We start from the raw sequence: 16960 nt of genomic DNA on the forward strand, positions 1-16960 counted from the left end.
TATATTATTCTTGGTTGCTATTGTAAACCTGTTTATTATTAAGTACTAGGTTGACCCTTCCTTTCAGTATTGAGCCATAATACGGACTGTTCGTACTTTTTGAACGATTCGTATAAGCATCAAAGGTCCAACTTTCTTCGGTATTAAACAACACGAAATTTGCGTCACTACCTTCTGCCAATGTAGGTGGCGCTAATCTCAAAATAGCACGAGGAGCAATAGCAAGTTTCTCAACAATTAAGTCTACGGGCAAACCTGCCTTCAATAAAAGAGGCAGAACAGTTTGTAAACCAATAATCCCGTTCTTGGCTATTTCAAATTCTACCTTTTTAAATTCTACTTCATGTGGAGTATGTTGCGATACTATAGCGTCGATCGTTCCATCCAGCAAACCATCCTTTAGCGCTTTAACGTCGTCATCTGTCCGAAGCGGTGGACTCACCTTATAATTACTATCAAAACCACTCACCGATTCTTCAGTAAGTACTAAGTGATGCGCCGCGACATCGCATGTAACTTTTATTCCCTTTTTTTTCGCAAGACGAATCAACTCAACACTTTCTTTCGTAGATATGGTGCTGAAGTGTATCGGGGCATTATTATAAGCAGCCAAGTATAAGTCCCTCGATACCATTAACTCCTCCGCAAGGTTTGGATTGCCCTTCATTCCTAAAAAAGTACTTGTGATACCTTCATTCATTTTTGCTCCATTGGCAATACTGGCATCTTCAGCGTACGACATCACCAAACCTTCAAAACCCTTACAATACAACAAAGCTCTACTCATAAGACCCGCCTGTTGTACACTCTTATTGCCGTTGCTAAAAGCCACTGCTCCCGCCTGCTGCATATCATAAAGTTCTGCTAAATCATCGCCCGACCTATTTTTGCTGATCGCTCCAATGGGATACACAGAAACAAGATTGCCCTTTGCTAAATTAACGATCATTGCTATCTCCCCTCTACTATGTAGGGCTGGGACGGTGTTGGGCTGAACAGCTAAACCCGTATAGCCTCCCGCAACAGCCGCTGTACAACCTGTACTTATCGTTTCTTTAGTTTCCAAACCCGGCTCACCAAAATTAACATTTAAATCAAAGAAGCCTGGTGATAGATATTGATGCTTTCCATCAATTGTAAGGGCATGCTCATCATGAATCGCATCCCCACCTTCTACCTTTGAAACAACACCGTTTACAATCAACACATCTACCGCTTGGCCATGTCTATCGTGTCCAGGAAATACCAACGTTGCTGATTTTACCAATATTTTATCCATGTAAAAAAGAAAAGGTTTTGATGATATAAAATGATAGCTTTCCCTTTCTCAGGGCTGCTTGCATTATACTAAGAAAAATTTGAATTATAACAACCGGACGGGTTATAAATTTGTAAAAGGAATGAAGTACGTCGTAATGAACTTCCATTAAAAAACAAAAGTACAAAATAGTCGTTAATGGGAACAAATATTTTGTACTTTATATCAAAAACAATTTAGCTATTCACCTATAACGGTGTTATCGGGAATTATAGCACGTTTTTTTATAACAATGATACCATCTTTAATAGTATAAGTTTCAAACTCACCATCAGGAAGATGTGCCCCACCTTTAATCTGAACATTATTACCGATAAAGCAGCTTTTGTCTAAGATCGCTGTATCAATATAACAGTTCTCTCCTACACCGATAATTGGTTTATGCTGTTGCTTAGCATCCTCGAGTTCCTCTAAGTTCTGATAGAAATCACTGCCCATCATGTAGGTGTTTTTAATAACCGTACCGCTTCCTATGCGTGATCGCACACCTATAACGGATCGCTCTATCTGCTTAGCAGCTATAATACAACCATCCGCTACTATGGCATTATACAACGTTGTGGCGGCTATTTTTGATGGTGGTAACATCCTAGGGCGGGTAAAAATACTCTGCTTATCAAAAAGATTAAACGCTGGGATCTCGTCCGTTAGACCAATATTTGCCTCAAAGAACGAATCGATATTACCGATATCTGTCCAATAACCGTCATATTGATAACTGATTACTTTCATTTCATCCGTAATCGCATCTGGAATGAGTTCCTTTCCGAAATCCAAGCCTTTATTCATGGTTAGCAAATCATTCAGCACCCCCTTACTGAAGACATAAATCCCCATAGATGCCAAGTACTCCCTGCCCGCATCTTTCATCTCATTGCTGACCTCAGATGCCCAATCAACCAATAATTCTGTTCTCGGTTTTTCAATAAATGAAGTGATATCCCCTTCTTCATCCGACTTAAGTATTCCAAATGATGTTGCATCCTTGGCATTTACAGGAATGGTAGCAATGGTAATCTCCGCCTTCTTACTAATATGATATTCGATCATTTCCTGAAAATCGATCTGATAAAGTTGATCACCGGAAAGGATCAAGATAAAATCATAGTCATGATTGACCATATACCTCAACGAGTGCCTCACCGCATCGGCAGTACCTTGAAACCATTTGTCGCCTTCCATCGTTTGTTCTGCAGCTATAATATCAACAAACCCTTTACTAAAAACACTGAAGTTATAAGTGTTTTTGATGTGCGTATTCAATGAAGCGGAGTTATACTGCGTAAGCACAAAAATCCTGTTAAATCCTGAATTCAAACAATTGGAAATAGGAATATCGACCAACCGGTATTTACCTGCGATAGGAACTGCAGGTTTGGACCGTTTATCTGTTAGTGGTGCCAAGCGGGTCCCCCGTCCCCCACCTAGTACAATAGAAATTACTTTAGGAGCCATATTATTCAATTAGTTTTTTATATAATTCTATATATTTAGCTGCCGATTTATCCCAAGAAAAATCGAGTTTCATGATTTTTTTTCGCAGTGTACCCAGCTCCCTTTTTTTTGTTGCTTTCCAAAATGAAAGCGCTTGTTGAATGGCTCCAAAAACCGCTTCAACAGATGCTTCATCAAACAACATACCGTAACCATCGTATATATTAATGTCTTTTACAGTATCTTTTAAGCCGCCAGTAGCCCGCACCACAGGGATAGTCCCGTAACGCATGGCATATAGCTGATTTAAACCACAGGGTTCAACTCTCGAAGGCATTAGCAGATAATCGGCCGAAGCATACACCTGATGTGCCAGCTCTTCATTATAACCAATATGCACGCCGAAATGTTGGGAGTAATTTTCGGAAAGTTCCACAAGCTTACTTTCAATTGACCGATCACCGGATCCCAATATGAAAAAAGTCACCTCACCTTCATGTTGTGCCAAACTGTATCTTATGCTATCTGCAAGGAGATCCGCTCCTTTCTCCAAAGCAAACCGGCCAATAAAAACAATAAGCGGCAATAATGGATTCAGACCATAATCCGAGCAAAGCTTCTCTTTATTCGTTTTTTTACCCTTGGCAATGCTAACTAAATTGAAGTTATAAGCAAGCATGGAGTCTGTAGAAGCATTCCAAAGTTCAGTATCGATCCCATTGACTATCCCATACGCTTTATCTTTTTCCGCTAAAAAAAGACTTTCCAGTCCGTTTGCTTCCTGATATAATTCTGAAAGATACCCCTCGGAAACGGTAGTATATGCCCAGCAGCATTTTATTAATGCCGCCAACGGGTTAATCAACCCGTTCCAATCCAATAGCCCCCAACGCCAGGTATCAAACGCGGGTAACAACGCTGCCATTTTCCAGTCCATCCACCCCTGGTATTGCCCATTGTGTACTGTTGCTATTGTAGGTGTGCCTTTTAGGAGATCAAATTGATCGGCATGCTCCATATAGAATGGAATGAGTCCGGTATGATGATCATGACAATGGATAATATCCGGCAGCATCTTGGCGTTACACAGCCAATCGAGACCTGCATGTTGAAAAGCCAAAAATTGAACCTGCTCATCGGGATAACTATAGACCTCTTCACGATCTAACAAACCAGGTATACGAATCAAAAAAAGCTTGAAACCCAGGAGATCATCCTTTTCTTTTAAGACCTCATAGTTTAACCGTTCTCCACCTTGATATATGCGCCCCTCATAAATTCTTTCGAGATAGTGAGTACGAACAAAAGTCTTATCATAAAAGGGAAGAACGACTGATGTGTTGATGCCTAACTGTCGTTGATATTTCGGTAAGGCACCCAGTACGTCCGCTAAGCCTCCAACTTTTGCAACCGGGTAACATTCTGCAGCAAAATGAATAACGTGCATTTAATTTTATCTTTTTTGTTCAAAATTCGTTAGCATTTCAATTTATTAGGGCTAGATCTATTTAATTTTCACCTTGAGAACCAGACCACTTAATGGAGGCAATGTTAACTTTCCTGAATATGCTTTGTTCATCCAGTGGTATGCCTCAGCAACTATACTTTCCTGTTTTACTCCACTACCATAATATACCTCATCATCCGAATTAAGCAGCACCTCATATTCTCCCTTATGCGGTAGGCCTACCCGGTAGTAGTACCTAACTATTGGAGTTAAGTTCAATACTATCACTAAATCATTTTCCTTGTCGTGCCCTTTTCTATAATATATTAAAACAGAGTTATCCTGGTCTCCGAGCTCAACCCATTCAAAACCTTCAGGAGAAAAGCTCTTTTCATACAAAGCTGGCTGACTTTTATACAATTCGTTTAAGGCTGTTACAAACCTGAACATACCCAAGTGAGGTCTATAATTTAACAGGTGCCAATCTAATGACTGATTATAATCCCATTCAGATGTTTGTCCAAATTCTCCCCCCATAAATAATAATTTAGTACCTGGATGAGTAAACATGTAAAGGTAAAGAGTACGTAAATTGGCAAAACGCTGCCATTCATCGCCGGGCATTTTGCCGATAAGAGCACCTTTACCGTGTACCACTTCATCATGAGATAGGGGCAACATAAAATTTTCATGGAAAGCATAAACAGTACTAAAGGTAATCTGCCCGTGATTATATTTACGATGAATAGGATCGTTCTTAAAATAATTCAAGGTATCATGCATCCAGCCCATCATCCACTTCATTCCGAAACCGAGACCTCCTGCAAAAGTGGGCCGGCTTACACCGGGCCATGCCGTAGACTCTTCTGCGATCGTCTGCACGTCTGGATAATGGCTATAAACGGCCTCATTTAATTCTTTTAGAAAACTCACTGCCTCCAAATTTTCTCTACCTCCATACTCATTGGGTATCCATTCTCCCTCTTTTCTGGAATAATCGAGATAAAGCATAGATGCCACAGCGTCTACTCTCAATCCATCGATATGATACCTGTCTAACCAAAACAGTGCATTACTTATTAAGAAAGACCGTACTTCATTCCGACCATAGTTAAAGATATAAGAACTCCAATCTGGATGATACCCTTTTCTTGGATCGGCATGTTCATATAAATGCGTTCCATCGAACTTATACAATCCATGGGCATCACCTGGAAAATGAGACGGCACCCAATCCAATATCACACCAATGTCGTGCAAATGTAGCTGCTCAATAAGGTACATTAATTCCTGCATGGATCCATATCGTGAGCTAGCTGCATAGTATCCAGTAACCTGATATCCCCAAGAAGGGTAATAAGGGTGCTCCATAAGGGGCATAAACTCTACGTGTGTAAAGCCTGTTTCTTTGATATAAGGAATAAGTTTATCGGCTACCTGCCCATAACTCAATATTGTTTCCGGTTTGTCAGGATCTCTTATCCAAGATCCCAAGTGAAGCTCATATACGGAAATAGGTTTATCCAAAGCATTGTGTAGGTGTCTTTTGGCTATCCACTCTTCATCCTGCCACTCGTACCATGTGGTAGCAACGGTAGTAGCAGTTTTGGGTGGCTCTTCCCAACAAAGCGCAAAAGGATCTCCCTTTTCTAAGTTCTCACCGTTTGTGCTACGAATCAAATATTTATAATGCTGCCCTATTGTAACGCCTTCTATAAATCCTTCCCATATCCCTGAACCATCCCAACGAATATTCAGCAGATGAGCATGCGGATTCCACCCATTAAAGTCGCCAATGACATAAACCGCCTTTGCATTAGGAGCCCATACTGCAAAATAAGTTCCTTCTTTACCATTTTTCGTTAAGCTATGTGATCCAAATTTTTCATAAAGCTTATAATGTTTACCTGCTTGAAAAAGCGTAATATCAAATTCGGTAAACAAGGAATACACCTCTACGGGGCTGTGCATAATTTCGTTCTTAGTGATTAATAGTCTGTATTAGCGCGACACCCCATAAAACAAACGCCTACAATGGCTCATATAGGGTTTGATCTTAAGTAATCCGGCACATGGCCCAATTATGATCATATGTCTTTTTTAGTCATTAGGAAATAACAAGATGCTTAAAATCTTTACTAACTTGTACATTAAGCACATTATTAATCAAGCTTATAGGTGTCGGTTTATCATCTACCATAACTTTTTTTACTTTAAAAGGCAGACCAACAAAATGAAATTTATAAGTCTCGTACCTTTCTGTAAACAATCCTTCTTTACTTTGGTTTACCAACAGGCTGCTTTTGTTACCTTTTACAACAAACTTTTTTTCAAGATAGATTTCCTGTTCATAGGCAAATGTGTCACCATGATCCTCGTAAACAAATGAATTAATTTCTTTATCAGTATAATAAACGGACAACTTTAATGCGTCAACATTATTGATGTCTACAAACTGCATCACTGGAAATTCTGGAATAACAGCTCCTCCCTTTATGAATATAGGCATTTCATCCAGAGGTGTCTCAATTTCATATTCCTTACCTCCTATAAACAGCTTGTTAGACCAATAATGAAACCACTCTCCTTGCGGCAGATAAACTGTTTTGGAAGACTGGCCGGGATTAACTACAGGCGAAACCAAGATCTTATCGCCAAAAGAAAATTCCTCTTCACGCGCTATATTTCCTAGAGCACCCTGCTCTTGCATGGTAATAGGTCTTAAAATCGGGAATCCATATTTCGAATGTTCCCAAAACACAGAATAGATATAAGGCAATAACTTGTAGCGAAGTTCAATAAATTTTCTATTAATTTTTTCTAGTTCTTCTCCAAAACTCCAAGGTTCTCGCTCCCTTGTATCGCCAGCAGAATGGGCACGCATAAAAGGAGAAAAAACACCAAATTGTATCCATCTCGTAAACAGTTCACCATCTGGCTCTCCACTAAATCCTCCGATATCTGTTCCGCAAAAAGGCATCCCGGAAACCGATAATCTTTGCAACTGTAAAACTCCCAAACGTAGGTGTTCCCAAGTGGCCACATTATCTCCTGTCCAAACAGAAGAATAACGTTGGGTGCCGGCATAGGCTGCACGTGTAATGGTAAAGGGCCTTTTGCCATGGTTCAGTCTTTTTAACCCGTCATAGGTTGCACGAACCATTTGCATGCCATAAACATTATGCGCTTTACGATGAGATCCTCTATACCCTTCATAGTTATGTCTCACGTCATCTGGGAAAGTTCCTCTTCCAAAAACTGCCGGTTCGTTCATATCATTCCAAACTCCAGCGACACCAACTTCTATCAATCCTTTAAATAACGAGCCCCACCATTCACGGGTTTCCGGGTTTGTAAAATCAGGAAACTGGCACCTTCCGGGCCATACGTGCCCTTCCATAAAGTAATCATCTCCCCTTCTACAGAAATAACGATGTTCTTTTCCTTCCTTGAATACCCAGTAATTATCATCGACCTTGATTCCTGGATCTATGATAACCACTGTTTTGAAGCCGTCATCAGCCAACGTTTTAATCATTTTCTTAGGATTGGGGAAATAATGCTTGTTCCATGTAAAACAGCGGTACCCATCCATATAATCGATGTCAAGATAGATTGCGTCACAGGGTATATTACGCGACCTAAACCCTTCAGCTATTTCATACACCTTGCTTTCTGGATAATAACTCCATCGGCATTGATGAAACCCGAGCGCCCATAAAGGCGGCAGGTAATGTGTACCTGTAATACTATGATAGCGTTTTACCACATCCATCATATGCGGCCCGTGAATATAATAGTACTGTAACTCTCCACCCTCCGACCAAAAGCTGGTTTGGTCATATACTTCTCCTGCAAAATCAAAATAGGTTTTAAACGTATTATCAAAGAAAATCCCATAGGCATTTCCTTTATTCAAACCTATATAAAATGGTATACTGCGATACAATGGGTCTTGATTGAAGGCAAACGAGTAGGTATCAGAGTTCCAGTTTATCAAACGTCTTCCTCTTAAATTCAGATGTGTAGGTTTATCTCCCAATCCATAAAAGGCTTCATCACTTTCTGCTAACTTAGTGCAATAGACGTAATAGCCACCAAAATCAGGATTTTCTTCCCAATGCATTGGCGACTGGTCTTGATTAACCACTTTTCCATCTCGGTCTTGAAATGAGATATGAAAATTTTGTTTGTTTATAACACATGTGACGGTATTGGTACTAACGCTATATGAGTTTTCATCTTCTTGAAAAGCATATACCGTAACATGCTGATCCGGGTTCGGAACGGCATAGGAGAAATCGTCTAAAAACTGCCCATGGGGAGCCAATCGTATACGGATAATTTCGTCACTTACCACTTTTACCTCAACAGTAGCAGATCCATCAGTAAAATAATAACTATTATCTTTCTGCGTGTATCCAGTAACCTTTTGAAGGTACTTCTTAACTATCTGGGGTAGATCAAGCACCGGATTATTAACATGTTGAATACCAGATTCTAAAGTTGTCTCTTCTATAGGTGCTGTGGGTTTGGGGTTAGTTGTTTCTGCCATTTTTCACTTACTTGGAATTTACATTGCCAATGTACACCATTTGCCTAATGAAAACAATACTCGAAACATTAAAATGTTACCTAGGTAATTCACGCTAGACCATGGTTAACTATTTTCTGGCGGTATAAGATTAAAAAAACATCCTACATTATTTAAGCTAGACAAAAATAAAATAGGCGTAAGGTTGCTTTTTTCGGCAGGAGCTAAGCAAACACATATATTATGAATTTATCATTAAAAAAATATATCCAACATACATTTATTAATAAAATCTATTTTTTATTTGTAAAATAAAATCCATCCACTATATTTGTACCATTCCTCGCAGAGGTGTATTTTTGTTTACAATGATCAAAGTCTTCACACATCACATACATTTCCATCATCGCCCTTGTGGCGATATGTAATTAGTATGTTTCTACGTGAAGCACAAAAACCCTATAATTTTTTCCTGTTTACAATTTATATCTTGCATTTACGGCCAAGATATACTAAACTTTATAAATTAAAATAACCTCCACTAGATGACACCTTTAAAAATTGCCATCCAAAAATCAGGCAGATTAAACGAAAAATCTGTTGCACTACTAAAAAACTGTGGTTTAAATTTTGAAAACTATAAAAGCTCCCTTATTTCCACTGTTTCAAACTTTCCATTGGAAATTCTTTTTTTGAGGGATGATGATATACCGGAATATGTACAAGACGGCATAGCAGATCTCGGTATCGTTGGAGAGAATGTCATCAATGAAACAGAAGTTAATGTACAATATTTACAACGTTTAGGTTTCGGGAAGTGTACCTTAAAAATTGCTATACCAAACGAAAGCAATCTTCAAGAAATACATGACCTTGAAGGAAAAGCCATTGCGACTTCATATCCGGTAATCCTTAAGAAATATCTTCAGCAAAATAAGATCGATGCGACCATACGTACTATATCAGGATCGGTTGAGATATCTCCCGGCTTGGGCTTAAGCGATGCAATCTGTGATATTGTCTCAACTGGCGGGACATTAAAAAGCAACGGTTTAAAACCCTTTGCCGAAGTATTATCTTCAGAAGCTATTCTAATTGGAAAAGACGGTGTAGATCGGGATGGCGTTGTCAAGGAATTAATGCAGCGTATACAGTCGGTTCTTACTGCCAAAGAAACTAAATACGTAGTTTTAAACGTAGATCGCAGCAACTTAGACACCATTCTACAGTTATTGCCAGGTGTTAAGAGTCCTACAATTGTACCTTTGGCAGAAGAAAACTGGGTAGCAGTGCACACGGTAATACAGGAGCGTGATTTTTGGGAAAAAATAAATAGATTGAAAGCGGAGGGTGCCCAGGGTATTGTTGTTATGCCAGTGGAAAAAATTATCATGTAGCGCGAAATGTAGACAATATTTACATGCCGGTACTTCATAGAATTCCTAAAAACATATCACTGAAATGTTAAAGACATATGTATATAATGATCTCTCGCAGGAAAAGCGCGCAGAGTTAACATCCCGAAATACAGATCCAGCTAATGCCATTCAACAATCAGTTGAAGAGATTTTGGAAAAAGTCAGACAGGAGGGTGATCACGCCCTTATTAACTATGCCCTAAAGTTCGATAAGGTAAATCTCCATAAACTTTATCTGGAAGCTGATGAAATAAAAGACCTAGCTTCAACCATTGATAGAACAGCACAGCGGGCATTGGAAATTGCGTTTAATAACATTTTTAAATTTCATCAAAGCCAGTTATCAAAAGAAAAAAAAATCGAAACGATGCCCGGCGTAACGTGTTGGCGGGAACCACGTCCCATAGAACGCGTTGGTTTATATGTCCCTGGCGGAACGGCGGTACTCCCCAGCACGTTTCTAATGTTAGGCATTCCGGCAAGAATAGCCGGCTGCAAAGAAATTATTGTCTGTTCTCCTCCCCAGGCAGATGGAAAAATTAATGGGTATATTGCATACTGTGCGCAATTGCTAAAAATAGATCGTATTTTCTTAGTCGGCGGAGCACAAGCAATTGCAGCAATGGCATATGGCACGCATAGTATTAGCAAAGTTGATAAAATATTCGGACCTGGAAACCAATTTGTAACCAAGGCAAAAACAATTGTACAAGCCAATGCTTCCGTAGCTATTGATATGCCAGCAGGACCATCTGAGGTGCTAGTTATAGCTGACGAGAGTAGTAATCCAGCATTTGTTGCTGCCGATTTGCTGGCACAGGCAGAACATGGAAAAGATAGTCAAGCCATACTCGTAACTGATAGCCAGCAATTAATAGATCAGGTAAACGTATCTTTAAGGGAACAGATTAGCGTACTACCACGGGCCCCATTAGCAGAAGTAGCAATTAATAATTCCTATGCTATGCTTTGCGATGACTTAACAAAATGCATAGACTATAGTAATCACTATGCTCCCGAACATCTCATTATCGCGGTAGACAATTGGTCGTCGCTTATTAGTAAAATAATTAGCGCGGGGTCAGTCTTTTTAGGACACCTAACTCCCGAAAGCGCTGGCGACTACGCGTCAGGCACTAATCACACCTTACCTACCGGTAGTTTTGCCAGATCATACTCCGGTGTATCAGTAGACTCTTTTATAAAAAAGATCACTTTTCAATATATAACAGCAGAAGGAATAAACAATATCGGAAGTACTGTGGAAACATTGGCAGACTTGGAGGGCTTACAAGCTCATAAAAATGCTGTTACCATTAGGAACACGCAAAGTAACAAACATTGATTGCCGTTTTTATTCTTATAATTGACATGAATATAGATATTGACACCCTCGTTAGGGAAAATATTAAACGACTAACCCCTTATTCTTCCGCACGCGACGAATTTAAAGGGAAAGCATCCGTACTGCTAGATGCCAATGAAAACGCATACGGTTCGCCGCTATCCAGTAATTACAACAGGTATCCCGACCCATTACAATTGCAACTAAAAGAAAGGATAAGTACAATTAAAGGTGTTCCTCCAAGAAACATCTTTTTAGGAAATGGAAGTGATGAAGCAATAGACCTATTGTTTAGGGCCTTCTGTATACCTGCAATAGACAATATTATTATTGTGCCACCAACTTATGGCATGTATGAAGTTTCTGCTAACATTAATGATGTCGCGATAAAAAAAGTGGCACTTACAGAAGATTTTCAATTAGACTTGGCTGGAATCGCCGAGGCGATTGATGCAAATACAAAATTGATTTTTATATGCTCGCCCAATAACCCCACAGGCAATTCTATTCATAGAGAAGATATAGAAACCGTACTTAATAATTTCAATGGACTAGTAGTTATTGATGAAGCCTATATCAATTATGCCCGCCAGAAGTCATTTATCCAAGAGCTTATAGAATACAACAACTTGGTTGTATTGCAAACTCTTTCCAAAGCATGGGGTTTGGCAGGTTTACGTATCGGAATGGCCTTCGCTTCGGAAAAGATTATAACAATCTTTAATAGGATAAAGCCACCGTACAATATTAATGAAGCATCTCAACAATTAGCATTGAAAGCGTTAACAGATGTTGAAAAAATCAATAGCTGGATAAAAGAAACCGTTACACAACGTAACACCTTAAGTAAAAAACTTTTAGAATTTACATTTGTACAACATGTTTACCCATCAGATGCTAATTTTTTACTTATTAAAACGACTGATCCACAGAAAATTTACAAATTTTTAGTCACGCAGGGAATCATTATCAGAGACCGGTCGTCTGTAACATTGTGTACGGGTTGTCTGCGTATCACTATTGGTACGCCTGAGGAAAATCAACGTTTACTAGACACCCTCACAAATTACAAATAAAATAATCTTTTGAGAGTTAAATAAGAATATCAACAACTAAAAACAATATCTCTTACAAAGAAACCAATAATTGGACAGTTTTAAACGGAATAACTTGTACCTTTACAAATTCGTTATTCAACCTACAAAAGAGAAAAGATAGTATTTAATAATATGTCTACAGGTAACATAAAAAAACGTTTGTTGTTCATCGACCGTGATGGAACATTGATTCTTGAACCGGAAGACGAGCAGATAGATGCTTTTGAAAAGCTTAAATTTTTTCCTGGCGCTTTACAATATTTACCCCGAATAGCAAAGGAACTGGACTTTGAACTGGTTTTAGTAAGTAATCAGGACGGTTTGGGTACTTCATCTCATCCTGAAGAGAATTTTTGGCCAGTCCATCGTTTTATTATGGAAACATTTGCTGGCGAAGGTGTACATTTTATCCGGGAACACATTGATAGAACCTTTCCACATGAAAATGCTGACACCCGCAAACCGGGAATTGGGATGCTAAAAGAGTATTTCGATGAAGAGAAATACGACCTCAAACATTCTTTCGTTATTGGAGACCGTGTAAACGACGTACGTTTAGCTCAAAATCTCGGAGCAAAAGCCATTTGGCTACACACCAATGACCTCTTGGGCGCAGCAGAAAACGTTCGTATTGACCAAGAGGTCATTGCGTTAAAAACTACTGATTTCAGAAAAATATATGAGTTCTTAAAGGCAGGGAACCGTTCAGCTGAACATAGAAGAATAACAAATGAAACGGACATTTACATTCGTATCAATTTAGACGGAAAGGGGGAAGCCGATATAAAGACTGGCCTATCATTTTTTGATCACATGTTAGACCAATTGGCAAGACACGGGAGTATGGACTTAACCATACACACAAAAGGCGATTTGCATATTGACGAGCATCATACCATTGAGGATACGGCCTTAGCTTTAGGCGAAACCTTTTTAAAAGTGCTGAGCGATAAACGAGGAATTGAACGTTATGGATTTTGCTTACCAATGGACGATTGCCTAGCACAAGTAGCCCTCGATTTTGGAGGTAGAAATTGGCTTGTTTGGGATGCGGATTTCAAAAGAGAAAAAATTGGCGAAATGCCTACGGAAATGTTTATTCATTTTTTTAAATCTTTCTCCGACGCCGCAAAATGCAATTTAAACATTAAGGCAGAAGGACAGAATGAACATCACAAAATAGAAGCTATATTTAAGGCTTTTGCAAAAGCTGTAAAAATGGCTGTTAAACGCGACACGGACCGTATGCAGCTACCTAGTACCAAAGGGGTGTTGTAATTTACAGTATATGCGATTCGACATACTAAAAAGGAGAGATACTAAACGAAGATGATTGGGATTATAAACTACGGAGCAGGTAATATTTTTTCGTTAACGGCAGCCTTAGACCGTTTAAATCTAAAACATGGTATGGTTAATGTAGAAGATAACATGGATGTATATAGCCACATTATTATACCTGGTGTGGGCCATGCGGGTGCCGCTATGAAAAAACTGCAGGAGAGCGGTTTAGTAGAAACAATTAAAACCTTAAAACAACCGGTGCTTGGTATATGTGTGGGCATGCAGCTCCTAACAGGTTTTTCAGAAGAGGGAAACACAGATTTGTTAGACATTATGGATATCAGCACCTTACATTTTGCCAATAGGGTCTCTCTAAAAGTTCCACATATGGGTTGGAACAGGGTTCATACGAACCGTAGCAGCCCTTTGTTTCAAGACATTGATCATGGAGCGTATTTTTATTTTGTTCACTCTTATTTTATTGAATATAATCCTACTTTTACACTCGCTTATACGAATTACGGTATAAAATACTCTTCTGCCATACAGCACAGGAATTTTTATGGTGTACAATTTCACCCTGAGAAATCAGGGCAAGCTGGCGAGCAATTGTTAAGAAATTTTTCTACGATATAGTTAAAATCTAAAATATAACCATGTATATTATTCCAGCAATAGATATTCTCGATAAAAAAGTGGTTCGTTTGCGCGAGGGCAAATATGACGATGTTACCACTTATGATATCAATTTAGAAGAGATGATAGAAAAATACCAGTCAAATGGTACCGAATTTGTACATATCATTGATCTAAATGGAGCGAAAGGTGATTTCAGTAATCAACAGTATTTGTTTGACATCATTCGTAAAACAGATATGAAAGTGCAGTATGGCGGTGGAGTGCGGAGTATTGATAAAGTAAAAGAGCTTATCGATGCCGGATTGCATCGAATCATCGTAGGCACACAAGCGATTACCAACCCAGCTTTTCTAGACGAGTTAAGCAGCTTATATTGTAATGGCATTAAATGCTCGGATCATATTGTGGTGGCAATAGACGTTCTCGACGAAGTTATCAAATACTCCGGATGGATGGAAAGTTCTCCGGTAAAATTGATCGATTATATAGGTCGTTGCTTAGGTTTGGGATTCTTCCGCTTTTTGTGCACCGACATCAATAAAGATGGAAAATTGGGTGGAGCGGGCATCGACTTGTATAAAAAACTATTAGAGCATTCGCCCATAATCAAACTGATTGCGTCTGGTGGTATCAGTTCCATGGAAGATATCAAAGCGCTCGATGAACTCCGGATCGAAGCCTGCGTTGTAGGTAAGGCTATTTACGAAAATCGCATAAGTATAGATGAAATAAAGGAATGGAACCTACGCTCACTGATCAACTTTTAGATGCTAACGTAGCCAAGCGTATCATACCATGTTTAGACGTTAAGGATGGAAGAACGGTAAAAGGTGTTAATTTTGTTGATCTACAAGATGCAGGTGACCCAGTGGAGCTTGCGTGGCAATATTCTCAACAACATGCCGACGAGTTGGTTTTTCTTGATATTACGGCTTCTCATGAGAAGCGTAAAACGACTGTGGATATGGTAAAAGCTGTGGCGAGGAATGTTAACATACCCTTTACCATCGGAGGCGGTATACACGAGCTTGCAGATGCAGAAATTTTATTGAACGCCGGTGCCGATAAAATTTCAATCAACTCCGCAGCTGTGAGAAATCCTCAACTCATCAATGACCTTGCAGGTGCATTCGGAATACAGTTCGTCGTGGTCGCAGTTGACACCAAGGCTATTGATGGGAAAAACTACATCCACCTCAATGGTGGTAGAATAAAAACAGATAGGCTTACCGAAGAATGGATAATAGAAGTGGAAAGTAGAGGTGCTGGAGAAATTTTGTTAACTTCAATGGATCATGACGGCACTAAAAATGGTTTTGATTGTACGCTGTTAGGAAAAATCAATCAAAAGCTATCTATTCCACTGATTGCTTCTGGTGGAGCGGGCAACAAACAACACTTCAGTGATGTTTTCCAACGAGCAAATGTGGATGCGGCTCTGGCAGCTTCGGTGTTCCACTATGGAGAAATACTAATTCCGGATCTTAAATGCAAGCTTCGGGATGATGGTATCCAAGTTCGTTAACAACAATAATTATGAAAGAAGCTTAAGCTTAAAGAAATAACAATGTTAGACTTCAAGAAAGGCGCGGGATTGGTTCCCGTAATCATACAAAATAACCAAACACTGGAAGTACTCATGCTGGGCTACATGAATAAAGAGGCCTGGGAGAAAACCCAACAGGAAAAACGAGTAACTTTCTTCTCTCGTACCAAAAATCGCCTATGGACGAAAGGCGAGGAAAGTGGTCATTATTTACAAATGGTAAGTTATGCAGTGGATTGCGACAGCGACACCTTGCTAATTAAAGTAATACCAAATGGCCCAACCTGTCATACCGGAGCCCGCAGTTGTTTTAACACTGCATATAATCAAAATTTTCTTTTTAAGCTTGAAAACATCATTAATGAGCGTTATACGAATCCAACTGAGAATTCATACGTTAATAGACTTCATCATAAAGGGATAAATAAAATAGCACAAAAGGTTGGTGAAGAAGCTGTAGAAACGGTAATTGCCGCACTCAATGAAACCGAAGAGGATTTCATTAATGAATCTTCAGACCTAATTTTTCACTTATTAGTCCTTCTCAGAGAAAAGAACATCAATCTCGGTAAGCTAGCTAAAAATTTAGAAGATCGACATAAAAAATAAGTATGCGTGTCGGATTTTATCTATAACGCAACCGTCATTATCATGATAAAATATGGTCATATACAGACTAATGCAGCTTCAAAACTTTTGGATAGCACAAGCTAAATAAACCTACAATCTTTCAAAAATGTTGTTCATTGAAAGTGTCTGTTGTCAATGGTGATGAAGTTTGCAAAAGCAGGTTAAGCTGCGAATTTTATTTATAGATTATCTGTTTTAAGAGGTATTATTCATCAAGGGCTTGTTTTAAAAGATGTTCATGAGCTCATTTCATTCGGTTCATGAGAAC

13 protein-coding genes are annotated in these 16960 nt (G+C 39.1%); 8 read left to right on the forward strand and 5 right to left on the reverse strand.

What is annotated here, in order from left to right:
- Nucleotides 1–4: 4 nt before the first annotated feature.
- The 5 genes from H8S90_RS25165 to H8S90_RS25185 all read right to left on the reverse strand — a co-directional run bounded on the left by H8S90_RS25165 (nt 5) and on the right by H8S90_RS25185 (nt 8754).
- On the reverse strand, nt 5–1279 hold the full coding sequence (locus H8S90_RS25165; protein ID WP_187340489.1) for a dihydroorotase family protein: 1275 nt from the start codon (nt 1277–1279) through the stop codon (nt 5–7).
- A gap of 219 nt (nt 1280–1498) precedes the next feature.
- Nucleotides 1499–2773, reverse strand: coding sequence for a glucose-1-phosphate adenylyltransferase (locus H8S90_RS25170; RefSeq protein ID WP_187340490.1), 1275 nt, complete (start codon nt 2771–2773; stop codon nt 1499–1501).
- A 1-nt stretch (nt 2774) separates the two neighbouring features.
- Nucleotides 2775–4199 (reverse strand): glycogen synthase, encoded by a 1425-nt coding sequence (locus H8S90_RS25175; RefSeq protein WP_187340491.1) that lies wholly within the window; start codon nt 4197–4199, stop codon nt 2775–2777.
- A gap of 57 nt (nt 4200–4256) precedes the next feature.
- The gene (gene glgB / locus H8S90_RS25180) at nt 4257–6170 is read right to left on the reverse strand and encodes a 1,4-alpha-glucan branching protein GlgB (protein WP_187340492.1); all 1914 of its coding nucleotides are present in this window, start codon (nt 6168–6170) and stop codon (nt 4257–4259) included.
- Nucleotides 6171–6306: 136 nt separating this feature from the next.
- Nucleotides 6307–8754, reverse strand: a complete 2448-nt coding sequence (locus tag H8S90_RS25185) for a glycoside hydrolase family 31 protein (protein ID WP_187340493.1) — start codon at nt 8752–8754, stop codon at nt 6307–6309.
- 524 nt (nt 8755–9278) lie between these two features.
- Here H8S90_RS25185 and hisG point away from each other — a divergent pair.
- The 8 genes from hisG to hisIE all read left to right on the forward strand — a co-directional run bounded on the left by hisG (nt 9279) and on the right by hisIE (nt 16671).
- Entirely contained in the window at nt 9279–10130 is an 852-nt protein-coding gene (gene hisG, locus H8S90_RS25190) for an ATP phosphoribosyltransferase (RefSeq protein WP_187340494.1), read from the forward strand.
- A gap of 64 nt (nt 10131–10194) precedes the next feature.
- The gene (gene hisD / locus H8S90_RS25195; protein ID WP_187340495.1) at nt 10195–11496 is read left to right on the forward strand and encodes a histidinol dehydrogenase; all 1302 of its coding nucleotides are present in this window, start codon (nt 10195–10197) and stop codon (nt 11494–11496) included.
- A gap of 26 nt (nt 11497–11522) precedes the next feature.
- The gene (gene hisC / locus H8S90_RS25200; protein ID WP_187340496.1) at nt 11523–12572 is read left to right on the forward strand and encodes a histidinol-phosphate transaminase; all 1050 of its coding nucleotides are present in this window, start codon (nt 11523–11525) and stop codon (nt 12570–12572) included.
- 153 nt (nt 12573–12725) lie between these two features.
- Nucleotides 12726–13871 carry a bifunctional histidinol-phosphatase/imidazoleglycerol-phosphate dehydratase HisB gene (gene hisB, locus H8S90_RS25205; protein WP_187340497.1) on the forward strand — a complete coding sequence of 382 codons (1146 nt, stop codon included), beginning with the start codon at nt 12726–12728 and terminating at the stop codon, nt 13869–13871.
- A gap of 51 nt (nt 13872–13922) precedes the next feature.
- Nucleotides 13923–14513 carry an imidazole glycerol phosphate synthase subunit HisH gene (hisH, locus tag H8S90_RS25210; protein ID WP_187340498.1) on the forward strand — a complete coding sequence of 197 codons (591 nt, stop codon included), beginning with the start codon at nt 13923–13925 and terminating at the stop codon, nt 14511–14513.
- Nucleotides 14514–14533: 20 nt separating this feature from the next.
- Nucleotides 14534–15283, forward strand: coding sequence for a HisA/HisF-related TIM barrel protein (locus H8S90_RS25215; protein WP_187340499.1), 750 nt, complete (start codon nt 14534–14536; stop codon nt 15281–15283).
- Entirely contained in the window at nt 15253–16041 is a 789-nt protein-coding gene (gene hisF, locus H8S90_RS25220; RefSeq protein WP_187340500.1) for an imidazole glycerol phosphate synthase subunit HisF, read from the forward strand. The genes H8S90_RS25215 and hisF overlap by 31 nt, the downstream gene beginning before the upstream one ends.
- Before the next feature lie 42 nt (nt 16042–16083).
- On the forward strand, nt 16084–16671 hold the full coding sequence (hisIE, locus tag H8S90_RS25225) for a bifunctional phosphoribosyl-AMP cyclohydrolase/phosphoribosyl-ATP diphosphatase HisIE (protein ID WP_187340501.1): 588 nt from the start codon (nt 16084–16086) through the stop codon (nt 16669–16671).
- The last annotated feature ends 289 nt before the right edge of the window (nt 16672–16960 follow it).

The sequence above is a fragment of the Olivibacter sp. SDN3 genome (genome assembly GCF_014334135.1).
Lineage (GTDB): Bacteria > Bacteroidota > Bacteroidia > Sphingobacteriales > Sphingobacteriaceae > Olivibacter.

Coding starts and splice junctions, on each gene's coding strand:
- H8S90_RS25165 (WP_187340489.1), bottom strand. CDS start 1,279: ATGGATAAAATATTGGTAAAATCAGCAACGTTGGTATTTCCTGGACAC.
- H8S90_RS25170 (WP_187340490.1), bottom strand. CDS start 2,773: ATGGCTCCTAAAGTAATTTCTATTGTACTAGGTGGGGGACGGGGGACC.
- H8S90_RS25175 (WP_187340491.1), bottom strand. CDS start 4,199: ATGCACGTTATTCATTTTGCTGCAGAATGTTACCCGGTTGCAAAAGTT.
- glgB (WP_187340492.1), bottom strand. CDS start 6,170: ATGCACAGCCCCGTAGAGGTGTATTCCTTGTTTACCGAATTTGATATT.
- H8S90_RS25185 (WP_187340493.1), bottom strand. CDS start 8,754: ATGGCAGAAACAACTAACCCCAAACCCACAGCACCTATAGAAGAGACA.
- hisG (WP_187340494.1), top strand. CDS start 9,279: ATGACACCTTTAAAAATTGCCATCCAAAAATCAGGCAGATTAAACGAA.
- hisD (WP_187340495.1), top strand. CDS start 10,195: ATGTTAAAGACATATGTATATAATGATCTCTCGCAGGAAAAGCGCGCA.
- hisC (WP_187340496.1), top strand. CDS start 11,523: ATGAATATAGATATTGACACCCTCGTTAGGGAAAATATTAAACGACTA.
- hisB (WP_187340497.1), top strand. CDS start 12,726: ATGTCTACAGGTAACATAAAAAAACGTTTGTTGTTCATCGACCGTGAT.
- hisH (WP_187340498.1), top strand. CDS start 13,923: ATGATTGGGATTATAAACTACGGAGCAGGTAATATTTTTTCGTTAACG.
- H8S90_RS25215 (WP_187340499.1), top strand. CDS start 14,534: ATGTATATTATTCCAGCAATAGATATTCTCGATAAAAAAGTGGTTCGT.
- hisF (WP_187340500.1), top strand. CDS start 15,253: ATGGAACCTACGCTCACTGATCAACTTTTAGATGCTAACGTAGCCAAG.
- hisIE (WP_187340501.1), top strand. CDS start 16,084: ATGTTAGACTTCAAGAAAGGCGCGGGATTGGTTCCCGTAATCATACAA.